The sequence below is a fragment of the Nocardia sp. NPDC023852 genome, from assembly GCF_040639505.1.
GTDB lineage: Bacteria > Actinomycetota > Actinomycetes > Mycobacteriales > Mycobacteriaceae > Nocardia.
On sequence record NZ_JBFAAB010000001.1, the window covers coordinates 616,051 to 637,529 of the forward strand.

At 68.2% G+C, this 21,479-nt stretch carries 21 protein-coding genes; 8 read left to right on the plus strand and 13 right to left on the minus strand.

Annotated elements, in window-relative coordinates:
• From AB0H00_RS02750 to AB0H00_RS02770, 5 genes are all read right to left on the minus strand, one after another.
• Positions 1-564: a Na+/H+ antiporter subunit E gene (locus AB0H00_RS02750; RefSeq protein ID WP_357259675.1), complete on the minus strand. Its 564-nt coding sequence runs from the start codon at positions 562-564 to the stop codon at positions 1-3.
• Positions 561-2,174, minus strand: coding sequence for a Na+/H+ antiporter subunit D (locus AB0H00_RS02755; protein ID WP_357259678.1), 1,614 nt, complete (start codon positions 2,172-2,174; stop codon positions 561-563). The genes AB0H00_RS02750 and AB0H00_RS02755 overlap by 4 nt, the downstream gene beginning before the upstream one ends.
• Positions 2,171-2,554: a Na(+)/H(+) antiporter subunit C gene (locus AB0H00_RS02760; protein ID WP_357259681.1), complete on the minus strand. Its 384-nt coding sequence runs from the start codon at positions 2,552-2,554 to the stop codon at positions 2,171-2,173. Before AB0H00_RS02760 ends, AB0H00_RS02755 begins: the two co-directional genes overlap by 4 nt.
• Positions 2,551-5,442 carry a Na+/H+ antiporter subunit A gene (locus tag AB0H00_RS02765; RefSeq protein WP_357259684.1) on the minus strand — a complete coding sequence of 964 codons (2,892 nt, stop codon included), beginning with the start codon at positions 5,440-5,442 and terminating at the stop codon, positions 2,551-2,553. Before AB0H00_RS02765 ends, AB0H00_RS02760 begins: the two co-directional genes overlap by 4 nt.
• A 111-nt stretch (positions 5,443-5,553) precedes the next feature.
• Positions 5,554-6,681: a hypothetical protein gene (locus AB0H00_RS02770; protein WP_357259687.1), complete on the minus strand. Its 1,128-nt coding sequence runs from the start codon at positions 6,679-6,681 to the stop codon at positions 5,554-5,556.
• Between AB0H00_RS02770 and AB0H00_RS02775 the strand changes: the two genes are divergently transcribed.
• Positions 6,674-6,970, plus strand: coding sequence for a hypothetical protein (locus AB0H00_RS02775; protein ID WP_357259689.1), 297 nt, complete (start codon positions 6,674-6,676; stop codon positions 6,968-6,970). The genes AB0H00_RS02770 and AB0H00_RS02775 overlap by 8 nt on opposite strands.
• Here the strand turns inward: AB0H00_RS02775 and AB0H00_RS02780 are convergent.
• The 6 genes from AB0H00_RS02780 to AB0H00_RS02805 all read right to left on the minus strand — a co-directional run bounded on the left by AB0H00_RS02780 (position 6,967) and on the right by AB0H00_RS02805 (position 13,646).
• Positions 6,967-9,264: an AAA family ATPase gene (locus tag AB0H00_RS02780; RefSeq protein WP_357259692.1), complete on the minus strand. Its 2,298-nt coding sequence runs from the start codon at positions 9,262-9,264 to the stop codon at positions 6,967-6,969. The genes AB0H00_RS02775 and AB0H00_RS02780 overlap by 4 nt on opposite strands.
• A 95-nt stretch (positions 9,265-9,359) precedes the next feature.
• A complete protein-coding gene (locus AB0H00_RS02785) occupies positions 9,360-9,794 on the minus strand; it encodes a hypothetical protein (RefSeq protein WP_357259695.1) in 435 nt (144 codons plus the stop codon).
• A gap of 74 nt (positions 9,795-9,868) precedes the next feature.
• Positions 9,869-10,222, minus strand: a complete 354-nt coding sequence (locus AB0H00_RS02790; protein ID WP_357259697.1) for a UBP-type zinc finger domain-containing protein — start codon at positions 10,220-10,222, stop codon at positions 9,869-9,871.
• Between the two features lie 2 nt (positions 10,223-10,224).
• Positions 10,225-11,715: an ATP-binding protein gene (locus tag AB0H00_RS02795; RefSeq protein WP_357259700.1), complete on the minus strand. Its 1,491-nt coding sequence runs from the start codon at positions 11,713-11,715 to the stop codon at positions 10,225-10,227.
• A gap of 12 nt (positions 11,716-11,727) precedes the next feature.
• Positions 11,728-13,395: an FAD-dependent oxidoreductase gene (locus AB0H00_RS02800; RefSeq protein ID WP_357259703.1), complete on the minus strand. Its 1,668-nt coding sequence runs from the start codon at positions 13,393-13,395 to the stop codon at positions 11,728-11,730.
• Positions 13,396-13,448: 53 nt separating this feature from the next.
• Positions 13,449-13,646 (minus strand): hypothetical protein, encoded by a 198-nt coding sequence (locus tag AB0H00_RS02805; RefSeq protein ID WP_357259706.1) that lies wholly within the window; start codon positions 13,644-13,646, stop codon positions 13,449-13,451.
• Between the two features lie 230 nt (positions 13,647-13,876).
• On the opposite strand from AB0H00_RS02805, the gene AB0H00_RS02810 reads away from it, so the two are divergent.
• The gene (locus tag AB0H00_RS02810; RefSeq protein ID WP_357259708.1) at positions 13,877-14,332 is read left to right on the plus strand and encodes an SRPBCC family protein; all 456 of its coding nucleotides are present in this window, start codon (positions 13,877-13,879) and stop codon (positions 14,330-14,332) included.
• Positions 14,333-14,412: 80 nt separating this feature from the next.
• Here the strand turns inward: AB0H00_RS02810 and AB0H00_RS02815 are convergent, their stop codons facing one another.
• A complete protein-coding gene (locus AB0H00_RS02815; protein ID WP_357259711.1) occupies positions 14,413-15,441 on the minus strand; it encodes a beta-ketoacyl-ACP synthase III in 1,029 nt (342 codons plus the stop codon).
• 222 nt (positions 15,442-15,663) lie between these two features.
• Between AB0H00_RS02815 and AB0H00_RS02820 the strand changes: the two genes are divergently transcribed.
• The 6 genes from AB0H00_RS02820 (at position 15,664) to AB0H00_RS02845 (ending at position 20,734) form a co-directional block, all read left to right on the plus strand.
• Positions 15,664-15,936, plus strand: coding sequence for a GlsB/YeaQ/YmgE family stress response membrane protein (locus AB0H00_RS02820; protein ID WP_357259713.1), 273 nt, complete (start codon positions 15,664-15,666; stop codon positions 15,934-15,936).
• Between the two features lie 101 nt (positions 15,937-16,037).
• On the plus strand, positions 16,038-16,763 hold the full coding sequence (locus AB0H00_RS02825; protein ID WP_357259715.1) for a phosphatidylserine decarboxylase: 726 nt from the start codon (positions 16,038-16,040) through the stop codon (positions 16,761-16,763).
• Positions 16,763-17,686: a phosphatidylcholine/phosphatidylserine synthase gene (locus tag AB0H00_RS02830; protein ID WP_357259717.1), complete on the plus strand. Its 924-nt coding sequence runs from the start codon at positions 16,763-16,765 to the stop codon at positions 17,684-17,686. The genes AB0H00_RS02825 and AB0H00_RS02830 overlap by 1 nt, the downstream gene beginning before the upstream one ends.
• A gap of 165 nt (positions 17,687-17,851) precedes the next feature.
• Complete coding sequence (locus AB0H00_RS02835) at positions 17,852-18,781, plus strand: RNA polymerase sigma-70 factor (protein WP_357259720.1); 930 nt, start codon at positions 17,852-17,854, stop codon at positions 18,779-18,781.
• Between the two features lie 81 nt (positions 18,782-18,862).
• Positions 18,863-19,951, plus strand: a complete 1,089-nt coding sequence (locus tag AB0H00_RS02840) for an FAD-dependent oxidoreductase (protein ID WP_357259722.1) — start codon at positions 18,863-18,865, stop codon at positions 19,949-19,951.
• Between the two features lie 57 nt (positions 19,952-20,008).
• Positions 20,009-20,734: a Clp protease N-terminal domain-containing protein gene (locus tag AB0H00_RS02845; RefSeq protein ID WP_357259725.1), complete on the plus strand. Its 726-nt coding sequence runs from the start codon at positions 20,009-20,011 to the stop codon at positions 20,732-20,734.
• A gap of 36 nt (positions 20,735-20,770) precedes the next feature.
• Here the strand turns inward: AB0H00_RS02845 and AB0H00_RS02850 are convergent, their stop codons facing one another.
• Positions 20,771-21,445 (minus strand): suppressor of fused domain protein, encoded by a 675-nt coding sequence (locus AB0H00_RS02850; RefSeq protein ID WP_357259728.1) that lies wholly within the window; start codon positions 21,443-21,445, stop codon positions 20,771-20,773.
• Between the last annotated feature and the right edge of the window lie 34 nt (positions 21,446-21,479).

Below are 21,479 nucleotides of genomic sequence, written 5' to 3' on the forward strand. Positions count from 1 at the left end.
TCACCTCCGGAGGTGATGTCGGTGGGCGGAACGCCGGCCGGTCGGGCGCTCGAGCGCGTCGACCAGCAGTCGTTCCAGGCGGCGGGTGGTGCGATAGAACTTGTCGACGGCCGCGTCGCTGCCGACGTCGAGCACATGGACGTAGACGACACAGCGCCTGCGATCGATTTCCAGCACCATGGTGCCAGGGATCAGGTTGAGCACGTCGGTGCAGAGCACGAGCACGAGATCCGATCTCGTGCTCAGGTACACCCGCAGCACCCCCGATACCGGCGGCGGGGCCGGGCGGATCGCGAACCAGGCCACCTGGAGACTCGACTCCAGCGCGTAGTACGCGCTGATCACGACCACTTCGACGAGCGGAAGCGGATGCAGTCGCCCGGACACCGGCACCCTGGGAAGCGACAGCGCCACCATGATCAGTGCACCGACCACCACCCCGGCCAGCAGATTCGCCGTGCTGAGATCACCCCACAGCGCGACGTAGACCACGGTGAGCCAGGCCAGGATGCCGACCCGCACGATGGTGTCGCGCCGCACACCGCGCGGCTGCCCGCTGCTCATCGCGACGCTCCCAGGCCGTCCGGCGAATCACCGAGCACCGCGCCGATGTAGACGCCGGGGTCGCGCAGATCGACCGCGGCTCGGTCGGTGATACCGAGGATCGGACCGGCCAGCACCGTGAGGCTCAGACCGACCGCGACCAGCGCCGCGGTGGACACCACCATCAGCAGCGGCATCCGGCCGGGGTCGGTGCGTTCGTCGTACAGCACGTCGGTCGAATCCTCGATCAGTGTGGGCGGTTTCGCCGCGGTGAGGTGCCCTTCGGGTGCCTCCGAGCGCGGGCGCCAGAACGCCTTGCTCCACACTCGTGCGATGGCATAGAGCGTGAGCAGGCTGGTGAGCACGGAACCGCCGACCAGCACCCAGGCCAGCGCGCTGCCCTGCTCGGCGCCCGCCTGCAGCAGCGCGACCTTGCCGATGAACCCCGAGAACGGCGGAATGCCACCCAGATTCAGCGCGGGAATCAGGAACAGCACGGCCAGCAGCGGGCTCGCCGCCGCGAGCCCGCCGAGTCTGCGCAGCGAGGTCGATCCGGCCTGCCGCTCGATCAGACCGACGACAAGGAACAGCGATGTCTGCACCAAAATGTGGTGCGCCACGTAGAACACCGCGCCCGACAGCCCGGCCGTATTCGCGAGCCCGACCCCGAACACCATGTATCCGATGTGGCTGACCAGCGTGAACGACAGCAGGCGGCGGATGTCGCTCTGCGCGATCGCGCCGAGGATGCCGACCAGCATGGTGAGGAGGCCGCACACCAGCAGCACCGAGTCGAAGCCGCCGGCGGGAAACAGCAGCGAGTGTGTCCGGATGATCGCGTACACACCGACTTTGGTGAGCAGGCCGGCGAACACCGCGGTGACCGGAGCGGGGGCGGTCGGATAGGAGTCGGGAAGCCAGTTCGACAGCGGGAAGACCGCCGCCTTGACGCCGAACGCCACCAGCAGCACCGCGTAGATCGCTGTTCGCGTGCCCTCGGGGACCGCGCCGATCCGGATGGCGAGCTGGGCGAGATTCAGCGTTCCGGTGGCCGCGTAGGCCAGTCCGATACCGGTCAGGAAGATCAGCGAAGAGACTGTCGAGACCATCACGTACGACACGCCGGCGCGGATGCGTTCCGCCGTCGCACCGACGGTGAGCAGCACGAACGAGGCGGCGAGCAGAATCTCGAAGCCGACGAACAGGTTGAACAGGTCACCGGCCAGGAAGGCCATCGAAACACCCGCCGTCAGCACGAGATATGTGGGCCGGTAGATGGAGGTCGGCTGCCGCACGCCGCCGTCGCGGATGTTCTGGCCCGCGCCGTACAGCGAGACCGACAACAGCACGATGGACGAGACGAGCAGCATCGCGGCGGAGAGCCGGTCCACCACCAGCGTGATGCCGATCGGAGTCTCCCAGTGGCCGACCTGCAGCGCGGTGGTGCCGTCCCGGTCGACGAGAAACAGCAGCAGACCGCAGATCACCACCACGCAGGCGAGCGCGCCGAGACTGATCGCGCTCTGGGTGCGTGGCCTGCGCCCGAAGACCAGCGTGGCTGCGGCGCCGAGCAGCGGGACGAGCACCGGAAGCGGTGCGAGGATGGGCAGTAGACCGGGGGACAGGCTCACGTTTCCGGGTCCTCTCCGGCGCGTCGCCGGGCGACGTCGACGTCCTCCTGGTCGTTGGCCACGTCTTCGGTCGTGGTGAGCATGTAGGAGCGGTAGGCCAGCGCGAGCACGAATGCCGCGATGCCCATGGTGATCACGATCGCGGTGAGCACCATGGCCTGGGCCAGTGGATCGGCCATCTCTTGGTGCGCGGCGTCGGCCTCGCCCCGAATGGGGGGCTTGCCGTCGGCACCGCCCGCGGTGAGGATCAGCAGGTTCACCGCGTTGCCGAACAGGATCAAGCCGAGCAGCATCTTCGAAACGGCGCGTTCCAGGATCAGGTACACCCCGCAGGCGACCAGGATGCCGATCACCACCAGCAGCGTCAGGTTCGCACTCATTTGCTGGAACCCCGCTGCATCGAGGTCGGTTCGGTCTCGTCCAGTTCGCTGTCCAGCCGCGCGCCGAGGCTGCGCAGCACGTCGAGGACCAGGCCGACGACGATGAGATACACGCCGAGGTCGAAGAAGAGGGAGGTGACCAGCTTGACGTGACCGATCACCGGCAGCGTCACCTCGACGATCGCCGAGGACAGCGGTGGTGCTCCGAGCAGCAGCGACGAGACGGCGGTTCCTGCGGCCAAGGACAGGCCCGTGCCCAGGATGTGCCCGGCGTCGACGGGTAGCGCCTCGCCCAGTTCGTAGCGCCCGCCCGCGAGATACCGCAGCGTCAGCGCCAGGCCGGCGGCGAGCCCGCCCGCGAAACCGCCGCCGGGCGCGTTGTGGCCGGAGAAGAAGAAGTAGACCGACAGGACCATGATGGTCGGGAAGACCAGTCGGGTGGTGATTTGCAGGACCATCGAGCGCTCGGCCCGGTCGACCAGCCGCCCCGCGGGCAGCCAGCTCACCAGATCGGGATCGTAGTCGGGGGAATCCGTCGCGCGCGGCGCGCTGCCGAAACGCCTGCTGCGGAACACCAGCGATGCCACGCCGGTCGCGGCGACGACCAGCACCGAGATCTCGCCGAGCGTGTCCCAGGCACGAAGGTCGACCAGCAGCACGTTCACCGCGTTCTTACCGCCTCCGAATCGGTATGCGGCATCGGGGATCCGGTGCCAGATCGGTTCGGCGGTGCGCGCGGCGACGGCGAACGCGGCGAGCACCGCGACCACTGTGCCGACCACCGCGGCCAGAACGGCCCGGCGCACCTCGAGCGCGGTTGTCCTGCTCTCCTCGATCGTCGCGGGGAAGGCGCGAAGCACCAGTACAAAGATCACCAGAGTCAGTGTCTCCACAAGGAATTGGGTCAGCGCCAGGTCGGGTGCGCCGTGCAGCGCGAAGATCACGCCGCACCCGTAGCCGGTGACCCCGACGACCAGCACGCTCGCCAGCCGATTGCGAAACACCGTCGCGGCGAGCGCCGTCGCCGCCATGATCGCGCCGACAACCACCTGCAGCGGTGAATCCCACAGGCGCAGTGTGACTCCGGTGCGGTTGCCGAGCGCGAGCAGCACGCTCGGCAGGACGATCAGGGTGACGAGAATCGTCGCCTGGGTCAGCGGCAGCGAGCCGCGCTGCACGGCGGCGGTCATCCGCAGCGACAGCCGGTCCATCGCGCGCAATGTGGCGTCGTAGGCTCGGTCGGCGTTGCCAAGGCGTGGGTGCGCCGATTCCACGAGACGGTCGCGCAGCCGGTACAGCAGGATGCCCGCGGCGATGATCAGCACCGTCAGCGCCAGCGGAGCGGTAAACCCGTGCCACAGTGCTAGATGTGAAACCAGCGGTCCGGCAAGCGTTTCGGCGTACGGGGCGAGCGCTCTGTCCAGCTGGGACGTCATGAGTCCCGCCGCGAGACCCGCGACCGCCAGAATCGCGGGCGGCCCGAGGAACAGGGCGCCCGGCGGCAGCCAGCCGACGCGGACGTCGGCAGTGGTGCTCATGGCATCCGGCTGCTCGCTCGGGTGGTGGGCGACCGGAGCGGGCTCTCCCGAGGCCTTCTTGTCCGCGAAGGCACCCCACACGAACCGAACGCTGTAGCCGACCGTCAGCATCGAACCGAGCACCACGCCGACGGCTACCGCGACGCGGGACGCTCCGGTGAGCACGTCCGCGTCGAGGACGGCGCTCAGCGCGCTTTCCTTGCCGACGAAGCCGAGCAGCGGCGGAATACCGGCCATGCTGAGCGTGGCGAGGACCGCGGTGCCGCACAGCACCGGGGCTCGGCGCCCCAGTCCGGACAGCCGCCGCAGATCGCGGGTGCCCGCACCGTGATCGATGATGCCGACCACCATGAACAGACACCCCTTGAACAGCGCGTGCGCGACGATCATCGTCACCCCGGCCAGCGCTGCGCCCGGCGTGCCGATCCCGACCAGCACGATCAGAAACCCGAGCTGGCTCACCGTGCCGAACGCCAGCACCAGTTTCAGATCGACGACCTGCAGCGACCGCAGACCGGCCAGCAGCATCGAGGCCAGGCCGAGGGTGAGCACCAGCGGATGCCACACCGGGTTCTCCGCGAACACCGGCGCGAGCCGGGCGACCAGGTACACACCGGCCTTCACCATCGCCGCGGCATGCAGGTACGCGCTTACCGGCGTCGGCGCGGCCATCGCGCCCGGCAACCAGAAATGCAGTGGCACCGCCGCGGATTTGCTCAGCGCGCCGACCAGCAGCAGCGCCACGGCGATATTCACGGCGATCCCGCTCGGCGGGTGTGCCTCGGCCAGCAGATCCGACAGCAGGTAGCTGTCGTTCGCCTCGCCCAGAATGACGATGCCGACCAGCATCGCGAGCCCGCCGGCAGCGGTCACCAGCAGGGCCTGGATCGCGGCTCTGCGGCTGGCCGCCTGCTCGGCGTTGTGACCGACCAGCAGAAACGACAGCACCGTCGTCGCTTCCCAGAAGACGAAGAGCAGCAGCATGTTGTCGCTGGTGACCAGCCCGAACATGGCGCAGGCGAAGCCGACCAGCTCGGCGGCGAACACACCGAGTCGGGGCTCCTCGTTCTCGAAGTACCTGGCGCAGTACACCAGGATCAGCGTGCCGATGCCGAGTATCAGCGCGCACATCACGGCGGCGAGCGAGTCGAAGCGCAGATCGATGTTCATCGCGATGCTCGGCGCCCATGTCAGCCGAACACGCTGTGGGGTAAGCCAATTGGCGATCACCCAGCCCAGGCAGCCGAGCGGGACCAACGCGAGCACGTAGAAAGCGTTGCGCCCCAGTGCCCGCACCCACAGCGGCGCCACCACGGCGGTCGCGGCAAGAGCGAACAGAATAGCGAGCAAACTGCACTCCGTCGAGTAGGGGCGGCGGGGTGTTCGGCACAATCCTACGTGGAGGCTGGGTTTTTTCGCCGGACAGGTGAGTATGGCGTAGGCCATCCGCTTCCATCGAAGCTATATGTCCGCTACCGATTCGCTCTCGGGTTGCCTTTTCTCGAGCCTCTTGGTGCGCGGTCTCAGCCTGAGCAGCGTGGCGAGTCCGACCGCGCAACCGATGACGATGGCGAGTGCGGCCCACCCTGGTGTCGTGTCTTGGACCGGCACGTGGTCCTCGACCTTGTTCGGCAGCACGGAGGTGACCGAGGGAAGGTAGAGTACGGCAATCGCCAGCACTCCGCTCGGCCCATAGTGCGGCCGCGCGGTGCCGCAGCAGTAGCCCGCCGTCAATGCGATGACAGCGCTGATCGTCGCGGAGCCGACTCGGTTCGCCTCCGTAGACGTGACCAGCGCGAAGACCGAGATGCCCGCGACGAGCAGGATGGCGATGGCTGTCGAGGGCAGCCGAGCCCCGACGGCGACGCCGAGAGCGTTCAGCGCGATGAGGACGCACACAACCCAACCCGGCTGGACCGCGTAGCCCACCGCGTCCACGGCGGTGATGAGGCTCACGGCCAGATACACGGCGATACCGTCCCGGCCGGGCAGCAGCATCGCGGCGGCGGTGGCGGCGGCGAGTATCGCGGCCACTGTTATCCCGATTTCGACGGGGTGGCCCTCGTCAGGCATCTTGCTGAACTGGCGACCCAGCCATTCGGTGCCCGCCAGCACGACCGGCGCGAGCACCATGCCCGCGAGGATCGGGGTCACCGGCAGCGCGATCGCCATCCGCGGCGTCTTCTGCTCCTCCAGCTGCGACCAATTGCGCAGGGTGCTGAGCAGCAGCAGGGCGACAGTCACTCCGATCAACCAGTGCGGTGGGGTCTCCAGCACCACGGACGGGTCCGCATCGGTATCGAGTAGCTCCGCGAGATCGTCGTAGATGAAGAATGCGACGCTGCCCACCGCGAACGCCGCGGCGGGCAGCGGCCTGCGCAGCGCCACCGCGCCCAGCGCGCCGAGCAGCACCGCGCCACACACCGAGTCGATGTAGTTCTCCGTGGTGAGCACGTCGGCCGAGGAAGCATGGCGTCCGGCGAAGTGATTGATCAGCTGCCCGACCGCGCCCGCCAGTGCCGTCGCCCACCCGGTCACCGGCCGGGTGGTGGTGGTGATCAGCACGGATACCGTGACGGCGATGATCATGGCCAGCGCGGCACCGCGTGCCCCGCTGTTCATCAGGCCGGAAATCCGCTGGTCCGTCATCGGAGTCGGGGCTGTGAAGGCGACGGGCAGGAACAGTGTGATGCCCGCGACGGCGGCTCCGATGAAGGCCGTTGTCGCGTCGATCGTCTCGCCGATCCTGCGCACGGTTGTCGAAGATACCTGCGTTCATCGCGCAAAACTGGCGATTGCCATCTATTCGCTAATGCATATCGAGAGCGCGAAAATGCCGCGCATTCCCGTTTACCAGAAGTTGTCCAACGGTCGCTAGAGGTAGCGGCCTTCGTTGCCTGCCGCCTGTCCGCGCGTCTCCGCGTAGCGGCGCAGCGCATCGATCTGGAGCGGGTCGAGCGAGGGCCGTACCGCCGCCTTGGCGGCCGCCACGTCGGCCGCGGTGACGTCGGCGGCGTCCATGTCCCGCCGCATCGCGGCGAGCGCTGACTCGCGCAGCAGCGCGGTGCAGTCGGCGGCCGAATAGCCGTCCAGTTCGCGCGCGAGCGCGGCGAGGTCGACGTCGTCGGACAGCGGCACTGCGCGGCCCGCCGTGCGCAGGATGTCGTGCCGCGCGGCCGCGCCCGGCGGCGGCACGAAGACCAGCCGCTCCAGCCTGCCGGGCCGCAGCAGCGCCGGGTCGATCAGCTCCGGCCGGTTGGTCGCGCCGAGCACCACCACGTCGCGCAGCGGCTCTATACCGTCGAGTTCGGTGAGCAGTGCGGCGACCACTCGGTCGCCGACGCCGGAGTCGGCGCTCTGGCCGCGGCGCGGAGCCAGCGCGTCCACCTCGTCCAGGAAGATCAGCGACGGCGCGGAATCGCGGGCGCGCTGGAACAATTCGCGCACCGCTCGCTCCGAAGAGCCGACCCACTTGTCCAGCAGCTCGGCGCCCTTCACCGCATGCACGCTGAGCTGGCCGCTGCCCGCCAGCGCACGCACCAGGAAGGTTTTGCCGCAGCCGGGCGGACCGTAGAGCAGCACGCCGCGCGGCGGGTCGATGCCGAGGCGGGCGAACGAATCCGGATGGCGCAGCGGCCACAACACCGATTCGGTGAGTGCCTGCTTGGTCTCCACCATGTCGCCGACGTCGTCGAGCGCGAGACTGCCGATGGCGAGCTCCTCCATGCCCGAACGCGACAGCGGCCGGATCACCTCGAGCGCGCCGAGGAGATCCGACTGGGTGAGCTGGGGATCGCCGTGGTCTTTGCTGGCCCGCGACGCCGCGCGCAGCGCCGCCTCCCGGCACAGGGCGGCAAGATCGGATGCTACGAATCCTGGTGTGCGCGCGACGACTTCGTCGAGTTTCAGCTCCCCGGTCGGCACTCTGCGTAGCAGTTGCTCCAGCAGTGCTTTGCGCACGGCGGCGATGGGCAGCGGTAGCGTTATCTCGCGGTCGCACACGTCGGGTGCCCGCAGCCGCGCGTCGATCCCGGCCGGGTGCGCCGTAGTCGCCAGGAAGGCGACGGACGGCTCGCCGACCGCGGCCCGCAGCTGGTCGAGGATGAGGGTGGCAACCGGCTCGGCGTCCTCGGGTAGCAACGCGTCGATGTCGGTGATGAGCAGAATGCCACCCTGGCCGGAGCTGACGTCGGCCACCCCCTGGGCCACTTCGCGCAGCCGCGCGCCGCTCTCGGCCGCGCCGATGGTCGGGCCGTCCAGTTCGACGATGCGGCGCGGCGCTGCGACGGCCCGCGCCAGCGTGGCCTTGCCGACGCCCGCGGGTCCGGTGATCAGCACGCCGAGATGCGGTGTCGCACCCAGCGTTCGCAACAGCTCAGGTTCATCCAGCGCGAGGCTGAGCCATTCGCCGAGCTTCGCGGCATGCGCGCGTACACCCACCAAATCCTCGACCGTGATGCTCGGCGTGTCCCTGGTCGGCGCATGTCTGCCCGCCGGTGCGCCATTCGTTCCCGCGGCCGTCTCCAACGCGGCGGCCTCGGTGGCGCCACGCGAGGACTCACCCACTGGAATCGGAGTTCCGGCCAGCGCCAGGTCGGCGGCGGTCCGGGCGGCGACCACGCCCGCGCCCCAGACGACCGCGGTGTTCGGCTGCACACTCACCGGTCCGCGCGGATCGGTGGCGGTGACGGTGAGCAACTCGGTGGTCCACGCGATGCCGAAGGTGCGCGAGAGCGCCTGGGTAGCCGCCGAGGAGCTGATGTCGGGGCCGAGGTCGCGGGGAAGCAGCGAGACCGCGTCGCCCACCGTGACGACCTTGCCGAGCAGCGCCTGACGCAGTGTCGCGGCCGGAATGGTGCGTGTCGCGTGCACCGAACCGCTCAGCGAGATCTGTTTGGCGCCGTACACCGTCGCCGGGGCGACCACCACCGTCGCGTCCTCGCGCAGCCCAGCGTTCGACAGCGTCACGTCATCGAGCAGGGCGATCCCGGCGGGCGTTCCCTTCGGTGCGACACCGGCTACCGCGGCCGTGCGCCGCGACCCCATCAGCGCGATCCCGTCCCACTCTCGCAGTCCGAGCGCGGTGAGCGCCTCCGGATGTAACCGCACCACACCGCGCCGGGCGTCGGCCGCGGAAGGATTCAGTCGAGCGGTGAGCGCAAGTTCTGCCACTGTGCCATTCTGCCGCGCGATGCGGCGGTCGGTCACCGGACCGCGGTATCCGATACGACGTCTGTGGCTATCGGGCGGGAGCGTCTACCGCTCGGCTACTTCTTCACGATTCCGGCGGCTACGGCGACCGACGTGTCCGCCACGCTCGGCGACAGGCAGACCAGCTTGGCGGTGCCGAGGGCGACGTTCGGGCTGCCCTCGAACGGACCGCCCGGGTTCTCCGCGAGGATCTGCTCGATCAGCGTCTTCTCACCCTCGGTGTCCAGTTTTTTGAACTCGCCGCAGGTGGTGCTCGACGCGGGGCCGAGCGAGGAATCGTTCTGCTTCGCCGTGGTGGTCGGCGTGTCCGCGTCGGTGCTCGGCGCCGCTGCCACGGGAGCACCGGTCGTGTGCGTGGCGGGGGTGGTGGTGCTGGTACTCGACGAGTCGTTGGGTAGTCCGTTCACGGTGGACTCGTCCTGCCCGCCGCAACCTACCAGCAGGAAACCCACCGTCCCGACGGCCAGGACGATGGCGGAAGTTCGCTTCATACCGTGCTTTCCCGGGTGGATCGATGTGCCGGAGCCTCCGGCGCGTTCGGTGCAGCGTACCGGGTCGGTTCGGATCAGTGGATGTGTGCCTGCCAGTCCGCGGGAACCCGGTCGTGGGGGCCAGGGACGCCTTGATCCGCCGGGTGGCTGTGCGGCGGGGCCAACTCCGGTCCGCTACCGTACATTTCTTCGGTACGGAAGTTGTAGTACCAGTTCTCGCCCGGCTCGAAGCTCTGGATGAACGGGTGGCCGGTGTCTTTCGCGTGCTTGGTGGCATGCTGTGCGGGCGAGGTGTCGCAACAGCCGACGTGCCCGCACTGGGCACAGCGACGCAGGTGGACCCACCAACCCCGGTTCGCTTCGCATTCCAGGCAACCGGGACCGCTGGGTGGGGCCGCGGGATCGATGCCCTCGAGCTGCTCTGTCATCACTACCCTCCTGCGTTCGAGTCCGGTTCCGCCTGATTCTTCTCGGGCCGGTGCAGTGGCAGCCAGACGGTGAACCTGGTGTCGCCCGGCTCGGAGTCCACCCGGATGTCGCCGTTGTGCTTGTTCACCACGATCCGGAACGAGATGTCCAGGCCGAGCCCGGTGCCCTCGCCCATCGGTTTGGTCGTGAAGAACGGTTCGAAGATCCGGCTGCGGTCCTCCGGCGGGATGCCCGGCCCCGTGTCGCCGATCTCCACGACGGCGCAGTCCTTCTCGTGCCTGGTGCGGATGGTCAACGTGCCGTTTCCATTCATCGCGTACACCGCGTTGTCGATCAGATTGGTCCACACCTGGTTCAGTTCGGCCGCGTAGCAGGGCACTTGCGGCAGCGTCCGGTCGTACTCCTTGACTACCTGTACCTCGTCGCCGATCTTGCGGCTGAGCATGACCAGCGTGCTGTCCAGCAGCTCGTGGATGTCGACCACTTGGAACGGTGCCCGGTCCATCTGCGAATATTGCTTTGCCGCGTTGACCAGCGAGGAGATGCGCGTGGTCGAGTCGGCGATCTCATTCATCAGCAGCTCGGTCTCGATGGTGTAGTTCAGCCAGCGGATCGCGCCCTGGAAAACCTGTTCCGGAGCGCCCTCCAGAGTGGCCGCCACACGCTCGAGCCAGTCCGCGTCGAACCCGGCCTGCACGAAGTTCGGCGCGAGATTCCAGCCATCGAGGATGCCGTGGTCCTCGAGCCATTCGCCGAGCACGTCCTCGCGGTCGGCGGCCTCCATCGGCGTGAGCTCCGGCGCCTTCGCGACCTGGGCGGCGGCCTCCTCCTGCAGACGCACGAGGGCACCGAGGGAATCCGGATCGAACTTGCCGTCGGCCATCATCGCCAGCTTGTGCCGCATCCCCGCGACCCGCTCGCGCAGACCCGAGGTGGCGCGCACCGCGGCGGCGGCCGGGTTGTTCAGTTCGTGGGTGAGGCCCGCGGAGAGTGAACCGAGTGCGAGCAGCCGTTCGCGCTCGCCGATGCGCGCGTTGGTGTTCCGGCTACCGAAGAACACGCCCTCCAGCAGGTGCACCGCCATCGGGAACCACTCGCGCATCATCCGGGCGAAGATCTCCGCGTCGAGCACGTAGAACCGTGACGGCCTCGTCACATGCATCGAGCCGCTGTACTTCTGCTCGACCTTGTCGCCGATGTAGGACATCCAGGCGCCGGAGTAGGCGCCGTGGTGCTCGGTGCGGACCAGCTCGATCTCGGCGCCGCCGGACTGTTTGGTGAGCACCACCTCGCCGTCCATCAGCACGTAGAAGCAGGTGGCCGGTTCGCCTTCGCGGAAAACCAGTCCTGGCTCGATGGTTTCGATCCGGCCGTCGGCGCACAGCCATTCCAACTGCTCGTCGGTGAGCTTCTCGAACAGGAACAGGGCGCGTAGTTCAGCGGGGTCGCAGACAACTCGGCTGCTGCGATCCGCGGTCTGATTCGAAGTCATTGAGTCTCCTGATCACGCGAGGTACCGGTGCACGAGCATGACGGCCATCGCGCCTTCGCCGACCGCGGAGGCGACGCGCTTGGCCGATTCGGCGTGCACGTCGCCTGCCACGAACACGCCGGGCACGCTCGTTTCCAGATGGTGCGGCGGACGGGGCAATTCCCAGCCGGCCGGGCGCCCGCCGTCGACGAGCAGGTCCGGGCCCGCGAGCACGTAGCCCGCGTCGTCGCGCGTGACCACACCCTCGAGCCAATCGGTCTGCGGTGCGGCGCCGATGAACAGGAACAGGCGCTCGGCCTCGGCCTTCTCCTCCGCGCCGGTCTTCTTGTTACGCAGCACGATCAGCTGCAGATGGTCGTCTCCGTCGGCGGCGGTCACTTCGGTGTCGGTGTGCACCGCGATATTCGGTATCTGCGCGATCTGCTGGACCAAGTAATGCGACATGGACTGCTCCAGCGAGTCCGCCCGGACGACCAGGTGTACTGTGCGTGCTTTGCGGGAAAGGAACACCGCTGCCTGGCCCGCCGAATTCGCGCCGCCGACGATGTAGACCTCGTGGCCGGCGCACTCGGAGGCCTCGGTCATCGCCGAGCCGTAGTAAACGCCGCGTCCGGTGAAGTCGTCGACGCCTGGCGCCGGGTGGCGGCGGTAGTCCACGCCGGTAGCGATGATCACGGTATGCGCGCACAGCCTGCCGCCGTCGGCGAAGCGCACGGTGCGCGCGGACCCGTTCACCTCCAGCCCGACCACCTCGCGGGTGGTGATCACCTCGGCGCCGAACTTCGCGGCCTGACGGCGCGCCCGGTCGGCCAGCTGCGCTCCGGACAAGCCGTCGGGGAAGCCGAGGTAATTCTCGATGCGCGAGCTCTGTCCGGCCTGGCCGCCGGTCGCGGTCCGCTCGACCAGCACGGTGCGCAGGCCCTCGGACGCGCCGTACACCGCGGCGCCCAGACCGGCGGGGCCGCCGCCGACCACGATCAAGTCGTAGAACTCGCCCGCGGGATTGACGGTGAGACCGACGTTCTCGGCCAGCTCGCCATCAGTGGGTTGCACCAGCGTCTCGCCCGCCGCGGTGATCACCACCGGACAGCGCTCGGGATCGGCTCCTGCCGCCTCCAGCAGGCGCGCGCCCTCGGGCTCGTCGGCCAGGTACCAGCGGTAGGGCAGCTGGTTGCGGGCCAGGAACTCGCGCACCTGGGACGAGCGCGGCGACCAACGGTTGCCGACCACTTTGGTCTCGGTCACCGGCCGGTGCTCGCTGCTGCGCCAGGCGTCCAGCAGGCCGTCCAGTACGGGGTAGAGCTTCTCCTCCGGCGGGTCCCACGGCTTGAGCAGGTAATGGTCCAGGTCGACCACGTTGATCGCGTCGATCGCCGCGTTGGTGTCGGCGTAAGCGGTCAGCAATACGCGGCGCGCGTACGGGTGCAGGTCTATTGCCTGCTCCAGGAATTCGATGCCGTCCATGCCCGGCATCCGGTAGTCGGCGATCAATACCGCGACCGGTTGGCCGCGCAGTTTCATCTCCCGAAGCGCGTCGAGCGCCTGCGCGCCCGATTCCGCGCGCAGAATCCGGTAGTCGGCGCCATAACGGCGGCGCAGATCGCGTACAACCGCCCGGGAAACGCCTGGATCGTCATCGACGCTCAGGATGGCCGGTTTCGGAGTGGCGGGAGAAGTCACCTGACGAGTATGGAGCCTCGGCACGCGGTCTGTCGTGGTCGTTCGCTGAGGGCTCAGAATCGGCGGTGTAGGACGAGGTCGAGTTCGGTCGGAGTGAGCAGTCGCTCCAGTAATTCTTCCTTGGCGGCCGTCCGAGTGCTGCGTAGCGAAGACGATGTGCCTCGGGCGGTGTGCCCGTCCTCGGGTTCGATAGCGGGAAGCAGCGGAACCGGGTCCGCATGCCGACGATGTAAGAGGGAGCGCAGTTTCACGGCCGATTCACCTCACGTTGGGACGCCGAAAAGTCGGAGGCAGTGTCTGATGCTTCATCTATCCGCAAGTCTGCGCCGACCATTACATCGCGGTGCGCAACGAGCAGAAATGTGATGCAACTGTCTTCGCGATCAAGAAGTAACCGTCGCCCCGATTAAAATGTGTGTGACCCGTCGAACGCGGTCGGACGGACATCCGTCGGTCCGTCGCATGTATCCCGGAGGCAGTGTTGCCGAAGAATCTCGAAGCCACCATCGAAATCTCCGCGCCGCCGGAGCGAGTGTGGGCGGTGGTCTCCGACCTCAGGCGGATGTCCGAGTTCAGTCCGCAGTGCGTCCGCATGGTGGCGCTCGGCGCACCCAAGGCAGGCACCTGGACGATCAACCTGAATCGAGACGGCAAGAAGTATTGGCCGACCACCGCCCGCATCGTGCGCTACGAGCCGAACCAGGCGCTTGCGTTCCGGATCAACGAGAACCGCAGCGTCTGGAGCTACACACTGGAGCGGACCGAGACGGGCACCCTGCTGATCGAGCGGCGGGATGTGCCCAACGGCACCACCTGGTTCTCCCGCCGCGCGATCAAGGCGGCGCTCGGTGGCGAACACCCCTTCGAGGAGGCGCTGGTGTGCGGCATGAACGAGACGCTCGGCAAGATCAAGAATGCCGTGGAAGCCCGCGTGTAGCCCCACCCTGCGGAATAGCCTGCAACGGCGCGCGCCTCCGCCGACGTGAAGGCGCGCGCGGGGTAGGTGGTGCTGAGCCCCTACTGCCAGTTCGGCAGGATCACGACCTGCGCCGCGTAGGACAGACCCGCCCCGAACGCGATGAGCAGCGCCCGGTCGCCCGGCTTCGACTCGCCCTTGCGCAGCAGCGCCTCCATAGCAAGCGGAATCGAGGCGGCCGAGGTGTTGCCCGCCTCCTCGATGTCGTTGGCCAGTGCGCAGTCCTTGGGTAGCTTCAGCACCCTTGCCATGATCTCGATGATGCGGCCGTTGGCCTGGTGCGGGATCATCGCGTCCAAGTCTTCGGTGGACAGTCCGGCGCGGTCGATCGCGTCGCGGCACACCTTCTCCAGCGAGTGCGCGGCCCAACGGAACACCGCCGTGCCCTCCATGGTCAGGTAAGGCCGCACCGCGTCGAGGCCCTTTTCATCGATCTCGTGGAAGTACTCCATCCAGTCCTTGTCCTGCCGGATCGCGTGGTGCTGGGTGCCGTCCGAGCCCCACACGGTCGGGCCGATGCCCTGCTCATCGGAGGGGCCGACGATCACCGCGCCCGCGCCGTCGGCGAAGAGGAAGGCGGTGGAACGGTCGGCCGGGTTGATCGTGTTCGTCAGTTTCTCCACGCCGACCACCAGCACATGCGCGGCGGTCCCCGCCCGGACCAGATCGGAGGCGAGCGCGAGCGAGTGGCAGAAGCCCGCGCATCCCGCCGAGATGTCGAAGGCCGCGGCGCCGTTCATGCCGAGCTCGGTCGCGATTTGCGGGGCGGCGGCGGGCGTCAGCAAGAGATGCGTCGACGTAGCAACGATCACGCAATCGACTTGGTCGACCGCGATGCCCGACGATTCCAGCGCTCCGCGGGCGGCCGCGACGCTCATACTGTGCAGCGTCTCCGATTCGTCGGCGAAGCGGCGGGTTTTGATCCCCGACCTGGTCCGAATCCACTCGTCGCTCGAGTCGATCGGACCAGCCACCTCGTCGTTGGTGACTACTCGAGCAGGGCGGTATACGCCGAGCCCGAGGATCGCCGTGTGCGCTGCCCCGGTGGTCTGGGCGATTCGAGCAGCCATCTGCGTCTCCTATGTACCTGCGGCGGCGCCGCCGGGTTGTCCCCGAAGCATCGAAATCGGTCCCTCATCAGCCATGGCTTGCGCGGGCGTAGACATGAGGCCTCCTCATATTAGCCCGATAGTCGCTCACATGGCGCGCGTATTCTCACAATCGGCGGGTATCCCCTCGAAAGCACGTCGATGCACTTGCGGCGTGGACCCAACTAGTGATTCGAGGACACCATGCTCGGACTCGGGATAATCGGATGGATCATCATCGGCGGTCTTGCCGGATGGATAGCCAGCAAGCTCATGAAGACGGACGCCCAGCAGGGCATCCTGCTCAACATCCTTGTCGGCGTCATCGGTGGCCTACTCGGCGGGTTCCTTCTGAAGGTGCTGGGCGTCGACGTCGAGGGCGCCGGCCTCTGGTTCAGCTTCTTCACCTGCCTCGGCGGCGCGGTGATTCTGTTGTTCCTGGTGAAGCTGGTGACCGGGCGTAGAGTCAGGTCCTGAGGGCCGGTGCCACAGGTTCCTTTCCCGTAAGGTGTGAACGCTTGCGCCGGTCTTATCGTTGAGGGCGCAACCTGTCTGCATCGAGCACGAAAGAGGAGCCTGTGGCCCGCCGTCCCACCCCGCCCGGCACGCCTGAACGCACCGGGGTCGGCCACGTCGCCGACCTGGTCCGCAACGCGATTCCCCCCTTGCATCCCGCCGGGCTTCCGTTCGTCGCCGTCCCGCTCGCCGTCGCCGTCGCCGGCGGCAGACGCAAGTGGGTGCGCCGGACGGGACTGCTGGCCGCGGCGGCCTGTGCGACGTTCTTCCGGCATCCGAACCGGGTGCCGCCGAATCGCGTCGGTGTCGTGGTCGCCCCCGCTGACGGTGAGATAGCCCTCGTCGACACCGCCGCTCCGCCCGCGGAGTTGGGCCTCGGCGACCAGCCGTTGCCCAGGGTCAGCATTTTCCTCTCCGTGCTGGACGTGCACGTGCAGCGCACGCCGGCCTCCGGCATCGTGCGCACGGTGCTGCATCAGCCCGGCCAGTTCCGCTCGGCAGACCTGCCCGAGGCCAGTTCGGTGAACGAGCGCAACAGCATGGTGCTGGAAACGTCCGGCGGACAGCAGGTCGTCGTCGTGCAGATAGCTGGGCTGCTGGCCCGCCGGATCGTCTGCGACGCCCAGGTCGGTGACGTGCTCACGATCGGCGACACCTACGGTCTGATCCGCTTCGGCTCCCGGGTCGACACATACTTCCCGCCGGGCACCGAGCTGCTCGTGGAGCCAGGCCAGCGCACCATCGGCGGCGAGACCGTGCTCGCCGTGCTCGCGTCAACCGAGTCGTGATGGAAGCCGCGGTACCCACACAGCGGCGGCGGCGGCGCAGGACGATTCGGCTGCTGCCGAGCATCGTGACAATCCTCGCGCTGTGTGCGGGACTATCGGCGGTGAAGTTCGGCCTCGACGGCAAGCTCGACATCGCGCTGGCGATGATCGGCGCCGCGGCCGTGCTGGACACCCTCGACGGCCGCCTGGCCAGGATGCTCGACGCCACCACCAAGATGGGCGCCGAGCTCGATTCGCTGTCGGATGCCATTTCCTTCGGCGTCGCCCCAGCGCTCGTGCTCTACGTGACGCTGCTCAACAGCAACAGCGCGGGGTGGATCGTCTCGCTGCTTTTCGCGGTGAGCATCGTGCTGCGTCTGGCCCGATTCAACACTCTGATGGACGACGACACCAGGCCGGAGTGGGCACGGGAGTACTTCGTCGGCGTGCCCGCTCCGGCGGGCGCGCTGATCGCCATGGTGCCGGTGGCGCTGTTCGTGCAGTTCGGCGACGGCTGGTGGGTCGGCTACTACGAGGTCGCGGCGTGGACGGTTTTCGCGGCGGCGTTGTGCGTCAGCACGATTCCGACGCTCGCCATGAAGTCGGTGTCGGTGGCGCCGCAGGCGGCGGCCGGGTTGTTGGTGCTGGTGGCGCTGGCCGCGGCGGCACTGATCACCTACCCGATCGTGCTGCTGCTGGTCATGGTCGCGTTGTATCTGGGGCATATTCCGTTCGCCTGGCATTCCCAGCGGTGGGTGGCCGCGCGGCCGGAGACCTGGCAGCACAAGCCCGCCGAGCGGCGTGCTCAGCGCCGCGCCAACCGGCGGCTGCCCGCGATCCGGCGTCCGGCGATCCGTGGTTCGTCTGCGCGCTTACGGTTGCGCCGTCCGGGCGGCAAGCAGCGCCAAGAGGGAAATCCGCCGCCGGGCGCGGGCATTTCTTAAGGCGCCGGTGCGACACCCTGCCGTGCCGGAGATCGGTTCTTCGTAGATCTCGGGTGGGTGCGTTCTTCGATGTCCCAGAGATCGGAGCGGGTCGAGCGCGCGCGCTCATGCGGCCGGGGGAGCGGTACGGTCGTATCCGGCGTTCGGGCGCGAAAGAAGGTGACGATGGAGTCGGATGGGCTGCGTGAATTCGTAGAGCATCGACCTCGGCTGTTCGCGCTCGCCTACCGGATGCTCGGCTCGGCGAGCGAAGCCGAAGACGCGGTGCAGGAAACCTATCTGCGCTGGGATGCCACCGATCGCGCCCAGATCCGTTCCGCCGAAGCGTGGTTGACCACCACGCTGGTGAATCTCTGCCGTAGCTGGCTGGTTTCGGCGCGAGCGCGGCGGGAGCGTTATGTGGGCCCCTGGCTACCGGAGCCGGTGTCCACCGCGCGCGGTGAGCTCGGTCCGTTGGAGACCATCGAAGAGCACGAACTGGTTTCGCTCGCGCTGCTGACCGCGTTGGAACGGCTGACCCCGGTCGAGCGCGCCGTCTTCGTGCTGCGTGAGGCATTCGGGTACGCGCACCGCGAGATCGCCGACATGCTCGACGTGACCGAGGCCAATTCGCAACAGATCTTCCGTCGAGCCGGGCAGCATGTGCGAGAAGGCCGGGCCCGCTTCGGCATTCCGGCCGAACAGGCCCGCGAACTGATCGACCGATTCCTGAAGGCGGCGTGCGACGGCGACATCGAGTCGCTGGAACAGTTGCTCGCCGCCGATGTGAGCGCGACGGCCGACGGTGGCGGTGTGGTCAAGGCCGCCCGGCGGCAAGTGCACGGCTCGAAGCATATGGCGCGCTACCTTGCGGGGTTGCTGCGTCTGGAGGTGCCGGGCCTGGAGCTGCTCGTCGAGGAGGTCAACGGCGCGCCTGCCGTCGTCGCCCGGTCGAGCGGCGCTCCGCTACTGGTCGTCGGGATCGACGTTGCCGACAGCGCGATCGCGGCCCTGCGGTTGATCGCCAATCCCGAGAAGCTGGCCTACTTTGCCAGGTCGAGTGGTTCGGACGGGGCGATCGGCGCGTTGCAAGGCCGCCGTCGCCGCTCACTGTGACGCGCTTCACGGCCTTGGTCTGTCAGGAATTGCGGTCCTGTCCGGTCTGGAGGATGTCGGCCGTTCGAAAGGAGCCACATCATGACCGGACAGCATCGGATCGTCGTTCTGGGCGCGGGATACGCGGGACTGGCGGCGGCCCGCAGGCTCGCGGGCACGGCGCGGGACGCGCAGATCATCGTGGTGGACGCCCGCTCGACGTTCGTCGAGCGGGTGCGGCTGCACCAGCAGGCGGCTGGTCAGCGCATTCCGGCGTGGGATCTACGGAAAGTGCTGGAAAGCAAGAACATTCGCTTTGTGCACGCCAGGGCAACGGAGCTCGATACGGCGGGAAGGCGGGTGCTTTTCGACGCGGAGCCTGCCCTCGACTACGACATCCTGGTGTACGCCCTCGGCAGCATCGCGGACCCGGAGAGCGTGCCCGGCGTGGCCGAACACGCCTATTCCATTGCGACACCGGAGGATACGCATCGGCTCGCCCTCTCGCGTGGTCCGGTAGCGGTCGTCGGCGCGGGGTCGACCGGGATCGAGCTCGCCGCGGAACTCGGGGAATCGTATCCGGGCCTACCGGTCCTGCTGCTCGGGTCGGAGGAGCCCGGTGCGTGGCTGTCGCCGCGGGCGCGGGCGCACATCCGACGGACGCTCGAGCGTCTCGGCGTGCGGATCCGTTCGGACGCCAAGGTGATCGAGGTGACAGCCGACGGTGTTCGGCTGGCCGACGGCTCGTTGGTCGAGGCCGCCGCGACCGTGTGGACCACCGGTTTCCGCGTGCCCGAGCTGGCTGCGCGTTCGGGTCTCGCGGTGGATGCCGAGGGCCGGGTGCGGACCGATGGCACCCTCCGCTCGGTGTCGCATCCGGAGATCTACGCCGCGGGCGACGCCGCCGTGGTCGCCGGACCGGGCGGGCGCGAGCTGCGTATGGCCTGTGCCACCGCACTGCCGACCGGCAAGTACGCGGCCGATGCCGCCGTCGCGCGGCTGCGCGGGGTCGAGCCGCGACCATTGCGCTTCCGGTATCTGGTGCAGTGCCTGAGCCTGGGGCGTCGGGACGCGCTGCTCCAGTTCCTGCATGCGGACGATTCGCCGCGTCGAACCGTGCTGACCGGGCGGACCGCGGCTTGGGTGAAGGAGGGGATCGTGCGCGGCGCCGCGCACGCCGCGCGTCCATGAAGGCCCGGTCGTCAACCCATGGTTGACGACCGGGCATCGTCAACCTATGGTTGACGTATGACATCTCAGTTCCGCCTCGACGATCTGATCGAGGGCATCAAGAAAGCCCGTCCCGACAACGCGCTCGAGCAGCTTTCCGACGCGGTGGTCGTGGCGAATCACCTCGGCGAAGTAGCCGATCACCTGATCGGCCACTTCGTGGACCAAGCTCGTCGCTCCGGGGCATCGTGGACCGATATCGGCGCCAGCATGGGTGTCAGCAAGCAGGCCGCGCAGAAGCGGTTCGTGCCCAAGGCGCCCGACCCGGCCGACGCCTCGGCAATGGACCCGAACGCGGGCTTCGCACGGTTCACCCCCCGGGCACGCGCGGTCGTCATGGCCGCGCAGGAGGCCGCGCGCGCCGCGGGCAACCCGGAGATCACCGTCGGGCACCTGGTGCTCGGCTTGCTCACCGAACCGGACAGTCTCGCGGTGCACGAGATCATCGCCAACGGCGTCGAGCTGGACGCGGTCGCCGCCGCTGCCACCGCGTCCCTGCCGGCGAGCGAGGACACGGTCCCCACCCTGATCCCGTTCGGCCCGGAGGCCAAGAAGGTGCTCGAGCTCACCTTCCGCGAGGCGCTTCGCCTGGTGCACAACTACATCGGCACCGAGCACATCCTGCTCGCCCTGCTCGAACAGGAGAACGGCTCCGGTCTGCTCAGCGATCTCGGCATCGAGAAGGCGAAGACCGAAGCGCACCTGGTCGAATTGATCGCGTCGATCGTGCCCGGGAAATCCTGATTCCGCGATATTCGTCGGGACGCTCGAGAGCGGATGTCAAACCCGACCGCGCAGGCCTCCGCCCCACCGCGGCCAGCGGGCCTGGGGTTTCGGCTCTGATACCAGCGGGTCGCGGTGGATGTCGGTGACGTACAGGGGTAGGTGGGGATCCAGCCTCGTGAGCAGTTCGAGGGCTCGGCCGCCCTGCGCCGCATGGTATTCCGGCATGGTCAGGCCGACGATCTGGAGGAATCGGACGCGGCCGTGCGGGGTGTCGATGCGGCCGAGTTCCGGGTCGACCGCGAAGCAGACGGCATGGATCGTGCACTCCGCGCGGCCGGTCGCGATCGGCCCGTTCGCCTTGATCGTGTGCCCAGGCTCGAACCACTTACCGGACTGGAACACGTAGCGGGCCAGGTTCTGCAGGAAGTTCGTCGGCCACACCGGCGGCTCCGTCTCGTCTGTCTTCCGGACCAGGCGAAAGGTGAATTCGAAGCCCCAGCCGGACTCCTCGGGGTTGTCCCACTCCTTCTCGTACAGTTCGGTCATTCCGTAGCAGACGTAGTGCCAGTGCGGCACCGGCTCGGTGCGGGAGTACGCGCTGATCCCGTCGAGCGGGTCGGGTCCACCGAGGGACCACGGGTGGTCGGGCGCCCAGTGGAAAGGCTCGATATCGCCGTACAACGGTCGCAACGCGCCGTCGATGGCATCCCAGCCGGGTTTTTCACTCACCCCGCCACCATAGGCATGCGCCGCGTGCCCGCAT